The organism is Aquiflexum sp., assembly GCF_041751335.1.
Classification (GTDB): domain Bacteria; phylum Bacteroidota; class Bacteroidia; order Cytophagales; family Cyclobacteriaceae; genus Aquiflexum.
Genome location: NZ_JBGSXS010000031.1, coordinates 1 through 7,205, shown reverse-complemented (window position 1 = coordinate 7,205; position 7,205 = coordinate 1). Strand labels below are relative to the sequence as shown.

The following is a 7,205-nucleotide window of genomic DNA, read 5'->3' as shown; positions in this document are numbered from 1 at the left end:
AATCAGTAAAACCGGAAGAGGGGAAGTTGGTTCTTGATTTTAACGGGATTGGAATGAGTAAGGGTACTTATAGTTTAGTAATTCAAACTGAGTCTGGCAAATATGAAGTATTTAAATTCTTAAAGAACTAAATTAATTAGGGCTTCTTGCGAATCCCTTAAGATACTGATTGTCAGTTAATAACTTAACAAAAATATAACACAAAAACCCCGAATTTGGCTGTTTTTCGCTTTTTTCGGGGTTTTCTTTTTTGTATTTTAAGGTTGCAAACTTAAATACAATTAAAGTTATGATTCAGCTTCCTCTTTTCAAAGACTTCGACGGATATTCTCCAAAATATCATTTTTTCAAGAATTCATTGTTAGGTCAGATACATGATTCCATTCCATGGTATGATCTGGTTTCCTGCCTTCCCGAGGAACGTACGGGAAGAGGTGCCCCAAGCTGGTTTGGTGGCAAAGGCATGTTTGCACTGATGTTTTTGAAGGCCTATCTCAATACCAGTGACAGGCAATTGTTGGAGCGTTACAACACAGACTGGGCCTTACAGTATTTTTGCGGCAAAGTACTGGCCGAAAACCAGCAGATAAAAGACATGACCATCATGACCAGGGTTAGGGCATATCTGGAAAAACACTGCGAATGGGAGAGACTTCAGGAAGTTCTTATCAGCCATTGGAAGCGTGATGTCAACAACACTCACGTATTGCTCATGGACGCTACGTGTTACGAGTCATTCATACGGTTTCCAACCGATGTCAAACTGCTATGGGAGAGCTGTGAGTGGATTTTTGAAAAACAGCTGTTCAGACTCTGTTCCCATCTAGGGGTCAAAAGACCAAGATCTAAATTCAGGGAGCAGAGAATTGCCCAGATGGCTTATTCCAGAAAAAGGAAAAACAGTTTCAGGGAAACGCTCAGAAGAAGGAAAGCACTCGTTTATCTACTCGGTAAAGGGATCGGCCAACTCCAGCAGATCCTCGACAGTAATAAGGGCGCAGATCTTGGTTTGAAGGATTTTGCAAGGTTTGCAGTGATAAAAAAGGTTCACCGCCAACAGGAGTTTTTGTTGGACAACCCGCCATCGGCTTTAAAAGACAGAATAGTTTCCCTGCACAAACCTTATCTTAGACCTATTGTGAGGGGAAAGGAAAACAAGCCGGTTGAGTTTGGAGCCAAAGCCCATATCCTTCAGGTGGACGGACTCACGTTTATAGACAAACTTGATTTCAATGCCTTCAACGAATGTACAAGACTTAAACTCTCCGTGGCCAAACACAGGAGATTTTTCGGTCCTGTAAACCAGCTTGGGGCGGACAGGATTTACGCCACAAACAAAAACAGGAGTTTCTGTACTGCCAACAAGATTTTCACCTGTTTCCCCAAAAAAGGCCCCAAAAAGCATGACAGGGGAGAAAGCATACTCAGTTCTGAAATATCCAAACAGAGGGCTACTGTAATGGAGGGTGTGTTCGGTACAAACAAAGAGTTCTACGGGCTGAGGAAAATCAGGGTAAAAGGAGAAAAGAGAGAGAAGTTTGCGATATTTTTCGGGATAATGGCAGCCAATGCTGTCAAGATAGCCAAAAGAAGAGCTGAAAAGGAAAGGCCGCCGGAACAAAACGCTGCCTAAAAAACACAATTGAAGACATCTTCATGGGATAAGTGTGCCCATACCATAAATGACCCGCCTATTCCCTATGCACAAAAGAAGAAATTGTACTTTTCCGTACCAAAATTGACTTCAAAATCAACCAAAAATCAAAAAGAAAGAGAAAGTAGGGTTTAGTTTTAACCTTACTTCTCAATTCCGAAGGAATTTTCCAAGAAGGCCTAATTGGTTTTTTTGCACGCTGATAACACTGATATAGCTGATTTTCACTGATTTTTTCACCTGTGAACATCAGCACAATCTGCGTTGTCAGTGTTCCTCCGAAAGGTAAAATAATCAAGCTGGATCAGCATATATCACCTAACAACCAATTTTTCAATCTTCCAATTTTAAAATTTTTCAATTTCGAATTTCGAACACCGAATGACGAATGATGAACTGAGATCAACCCAAGCCTCAAAATGGATACACATTTAAATCAATCCCCCAAAGCCATGGAAGGATATACAAGGTGAAAATGGTAACCAAAAGAATCGATAGTATATTCATCCAAATTCCTGCTTTGAACATATCGGGAATGGTCAGATAACCCGAACCAAAAACCACTGCATTGGGTGGGGTGGCTACGGGAAGCATAAAGGCACAGCTAGCGGCCATGGTAGCACCGACCATCAGACCGTAGGGGTGAACACCCATAGAGTAGGAGACAGCGGCTAAAATCGGTAATAGCATGGAAGCGGTGGCAACATTGGAGGTGATCTCGGTCAGGAAGTTGACAGCGGCTATCACGATCAACAAAAACAGCCCAAAAGCCATAAAATCCAGAAATACAAATTGATTACCGATCCAGGATGCCAATCCGGTTTCTTTAAATCCTTCAGCCAATGATAATCCGCCACCAAACAGCAGCAATATACCCCATGGGATTTTCTCGGCAGTCTTCCAATCTAATAACTTAGTTTTCGGTTTGGAAGAGGGGAGTACAAACAGCACCAAAACCCCGGCTATGGCAATAATGGTATCATCCAAAGCGGGAATAAAATCCTGAAGGACCAAAGAACGTAAAATCCATGACAATGAAACCAATCCAAAAACCCAAGCTACTCTTTTTTCTTCAACGGTAACCCGACCCAGAAGCTTAAGCTGTTTGTGGATTTCTTCCTTGCCACCTTGTATAACAAATCCTTTTTCAAAAGGGTAGGCAAATTTGACAAGATAAACCCAACAGATCGCCAATAAAATAATGGAGATAGGAAGTCCAAACATCATCCATTGGGAAAAAGTAATTTCATATTGATACATTTCCTTGATGACTCCGGCCAAGATGATATTGGTAGGGGTGCCTATCAAAGTGGCCACACCGCCAATGGATGCACTATAAGCAATGCCCAACATTAGGGCTTTGCCGATTTTGTTGGGAGATCTATCATGTGGATTTTCTGAGGAACTCAATTGGGTGACCACAGCGATGGCTATTGGCAACATCATCAGGGAAGTGGCTGTATTGGATATCCACATGGACAAAAAAGCAGTTGCCAACATAAAACCCAAAATTATCAGCTGAATATTAGTACCGATAAAGGATATGATGGTCAAAGCAATTCTTTTATGGAGACTCCATTTTTCTATGGCCATGGCTATCATAAATCCACCCATATATAAGAGCACCATAGGATGGGAATAGGAAGTGGCTGTATCAACCATGGGTAAGGCACCAAGAGTCGGAAGAAGCACTAAAGGCAATAAAGAAGTCGCCGCAATTGGAATGGCTTCAGTAATCCACCAAGTTGCTATCCAAACCGTGATGGCCAGCATGGCCAAAGCCTCCGAAGACATATCCTTGGGTTCTAGAAAAAATAAAATTCCCAGAAACAACAGAGGCCCGATAAATAAGCCAAGCTTAGCAGTATTGGTTTGGTTCATAAATCTCCGAATAAAAAGCTAAGCTTACCAAAAAAATCAGGATTTTCAAATTTTAAAAGGTTGGGGTGGTGGTAGGTGATTTATATGGTATTTGGAGGGATATGGGAATGTGTTTCTTTTTATTTAACATAATGTTAATTATATAACAGTTAGAATTAAATAATATATAATATCACCTGCAACTAAAACCTCCAAGCAAATAAGAGTAGATTGAATATACGCTTTTTTATCCTCTGAATATTTGTAACTACCCTCTTTCCATGCAACTTTACTAATTACTCTATTTCTAATCCCAAGTCAAAATTTTAAATTCATATACCTAAAATCCCCCAAACTCACCTCTGCCTAAAACTCCCCACATAATAGTCCACATCCGTCTTTACTTTAGTCTTTTGGGAGACTTTCAATTCGCTCCATTTTGTGCTTGGGATAACCCGGACTTTGGTTACTCCTCAAAGTGCAGATTGTATCTATACCTTACCATCTGGGGCCAAATTCTTCAGCTCCTTTTTAATTATTTTACTTTTTCTGACTTTAATTTCGGATAATCAGTGTACCCTTTTTTGCCAGGTGTATAAAAAGTACGCTGATCCCAATCCTGTAGAGGAGTATCTTGGGAGAATCTTTCCACTAAATCCGGGTTGGACACATACGGTTTGCCAAAAGCAACTGCGTCCGCTAAACCTTCAAGGATAAACCTGTTTCCTTTTTCCTGGTCAAAATCACCATTGATTATTAAAATGCCTTTGTACATTGACCTATATCGTTTTGCAATTTCGGTTACAGCATAAGGCAACTCGGAAACATCCGAAAATGGCTCTGACAAATGAAGGTAGGCAAGATTGTATTCATTGAGCTTTTCGATGATATAATCGAAAGTAGGAATGCTTTCTTCATCCATAGTCATTCCAAAAATTCCATGTAAAGAAGGGTTTAACCTAACACCAATTTTGTTTTCTGGCATCACTCCTTTCAGCGCATCGATAATTTCAAAAAGGATTCTGGCCCTGTTTTCAATACTTCCTCCGTAGCCATCGGTTCTCACATTGGACGTCCGGCTGGAAAACTGATGTAGCAAGTAGCCATTGGAAGCATGAATCTCAATACCATCAAAACCTGCTTCCATGGCATTTTTTCCAGCCATTTTAAAGTCCTGTATGGTCTGATGTATTTCTTCCAATGACATTTCCTTTGGTGTCACCGTCTCTTTGAAACCTTTTGGGGTAAAAGATTTGGACTGGGGGTTGATGGCTGAAGGAGCAAGAGGTAATTCTCCATTATGAAAATCAGGATGAGAAATCCTGCCCACATGCCAGATTTGGATAAATACTTTACCACCTTTTTCGTGGACAGCTTCGGTCACTTTCTTCCATCCATCGATTTGAGCCTGAGAATAAATCCCGGGCGTATTGATGTATCCTACTGCCTTCTTGGAAATTTGGGATCCTTCGGTGATAATAAGACCTGCAGAAGCCCGCTGTCTGTAATATTTGGCATGTAAGTCTGTCGGGGTGTTTTCCGAATTGTCAGCTCTACTTCTTGTCATTGGGGCCATTACTACCCTGTTATTCAATTCAATTTCCCCAAGGGACAATTTTTCTAAAAGCGGGTTGATATTCATGCTATTTTTTGGTTTGTTTTCAAAATTATGTGTATATACAACTAATCCTGAATATAGATCGTTCACGAAAAATTGAGTTATTTATTTATTCCTGCTCAATCTTAATTATATAGACAATGATACTTCCATCAAGGGATCTGTAGACATAAATCTAATTTCTAGAATCTACAATCTCCCGCTTGGAGTTAATTGTATCTACACCTTTCCATTATTGGAATTTGTAATTCCACTGTTCCAATAAAACAGTCTTACTATCATACCATGCAGAAGCCACCAAAAAATCACAAAATTCCCAATGCTGATCCGAGGAGCGTGGTAAGACCAAGAAAACTCAGAAACCCAACGATATCGGTGACGGTGGTCAAAACTATTGCAGAAGACTGGGCCGGATCCTGACCAAATGCTTTGAGGATAATCGGGATGACTGCACCTGAGAAGCCTGCAATCACCATAGACAAGATCATGGAAGTGGCGATCACCACTGCAAGTCCAAAGGAAGAAGCCCATATAAACACAATGGCAGAGGTTGTCAGTGCCACCGCAACGCCATTAAAAAAACCAACAGCTACTTCTTTTCTGGCCACCTTCCACCAATGCCTGGTTTGTATCTCTCTCAGAGCAAGACCTCTCATCGTCACGGCAAGGGCCTGTGAACCTGTGTTTCCGGATTGCCCCGCTACTACAGGCAGAAAGACAGCCAACACGGTCACCTGGGCAATCGTGTCTTCAAAGATTCCTACAATTGACGCTGCCAAAAAAGCGGTAACAAGATTGATATGAAGCCAGGGCAGCCTTTTTTTCACTGCAAACCAAGGGCTGGACAAGGCACGCTCTTCCCGACCAGCACCAAACATTGCCAAAACATCTTCGCGGGCATCCATCTGGGTGGCTGCTATCAACCGGTCATTCCTGATAATCCCCAATAAATTATTATTCAAGTCCACTACCGGTAAATTGAAAAATTTCCCTGCCTCGAAAAGTTCTATGATCTCATCCGAAGGAGTCATTACCTGTACACTCGGTGCGGGTTCCATCAACTTCTCAAGGGTGGTTTCTGTTTTAGATACCGCTAAAGTCTGTATAAAAACAGTACCTAGCAATTGTCCTGAAGTATCTGTAATATAGATACTTACAATCCTTCGGTCTCCAAGGGTCCTTAACTTTGTAAGAACATCATTTACAGTTTCTTTCGGATGGAAAGTGATAATCCTTGTATCCATCAGGTTTCCCGCAGACTCTGTAGGATAGCTCAGCATTTCATCTATTTTTTCAGACTTTTTTTCATCCAACAAAGAAAGTTTTTTTGTGACGGAAGATTCTGAAAGTCTGGAAATCAGTTTGGCTGCATCATAAGGATTCATCGGATCAAATAGGACAATAAACAAAGGATCTTCCATGTCATCCAAAACCCGGGAAACGGATTCCGGATTTAGATGAAGTAACACTTCTTGGGCGACATGAACAGGCTGCTTATGAAGATAATCCAGGAGTTCCTCAGTTTTCACCTTATTTAAAGTAATTGCTGCCTCTTCGGGGAATCGTTGGATATATTGACTTACCAGTTGTTCTTTGATTATTACCGTGTCCATAAATAGTTTATTTTGATTCGATTGATCACTTGTCAGAAGACCGACCCAGCAAACTGGTCAGTCCGATAAAGTAAAGGTCGCCCAATGCGTTACCAGCTTTTATGGCCGGGTGGTCCAACTTGTTGGTTGTTTTTTCCAATTTACTGAGAGATGCCCTTACAACTGTACCCAGAAAAGTACCATTCAATTTAATCACAGGCAGGTCGATTAAAACCGGGTCCCAGACTTCCAATAAATCAGAGGTGCTCATGCTGGCAAGGACGGTCCTTGGCACCTCTTTCATAACCGAATGGATTTCAGTTTCCGGTTCGGCTTTAAGTAACTCATTCCACTTGATGTACCCTACCAGTTTATTGTTGTCATTTAAAACAAAAACGTGAGGTCTGACAGGAGCACTGCTGCTTTTGACTAGTGTCAATGCGTCTTGAATCGTCATGCGATCGGATAAGGTGAATACAAA

5 protein-coding genes are annotated in these 7,205 nt (G+C 41.2%); 1 reads left to right on the top strand and 4 read right to left on the bottom strand.

The annotated features are described in order from the left end of the window. Positions 1-289: 289 nt before the first annotated feature. Positions 290-1,633, top strand: a complete 1,344-nt coding sequence (locus ACEW8U_RS01660; RefSeq protein ID WP_373520297.1) for a transposase — start codon at positions 290-292, stop codon at positions 1,631-1,633. A 435-nt stretch (positions 1,634-2,068) separates the two neighbouring features. Here the strand turns inward: ACEW8U_RS01660 and ACEW8U_RS01655 are convergent, their stop codons facing one another. The 4 genes from ACEW8U_RS01655 to ACEW8U_RS01640 form a co-directional block, all read right to left on the bottom strand. Then, positions 2,069-3,535, bottom strand: coding sequence for a DASS family sodium-coupled anion symporter (locus ACEW8U_RS01655; protein ID WP_373520296.1), 1,467 nt, complete (start codon positions 3,533-3,535; stop codon positions 2,069-2,071). Between the two features lie 514 nt (positions 3,536-4,049). Then, the gene (locus ACEW8U_RS01650) at positions 4,050-5,156 is read right to left on the bottom strand and encodes an alkene reductase (RefSeq protein ID WP_373520295.1); all 1,107 of its coding nucleotides are present in this window, start codon (positions 5,154-5,156) and stop codon (positions 4,050-4,052) included. Positions 5,157-5,437: 281 nt separating this feature from the next. Then, entirely contained in the window at positions 5,438-6,745 is a 1,308-nt protein-coding gene (mgtE, locus tag ACEW8U_RS01645; RefSeq protein ID WP_373520294.1) for a magnesium transporter, read from the bottom strand. 25 nt (positions 6,746-6,770) lie between these two features. Beyond that, positions 6,771-7,205 (bottom strand): CBS domain-containing protein (locus ACEW8U_RS01640; protein ID WP_373520293.1); only part of this gene is annotated, 435 nt, incomplete at its 5' end.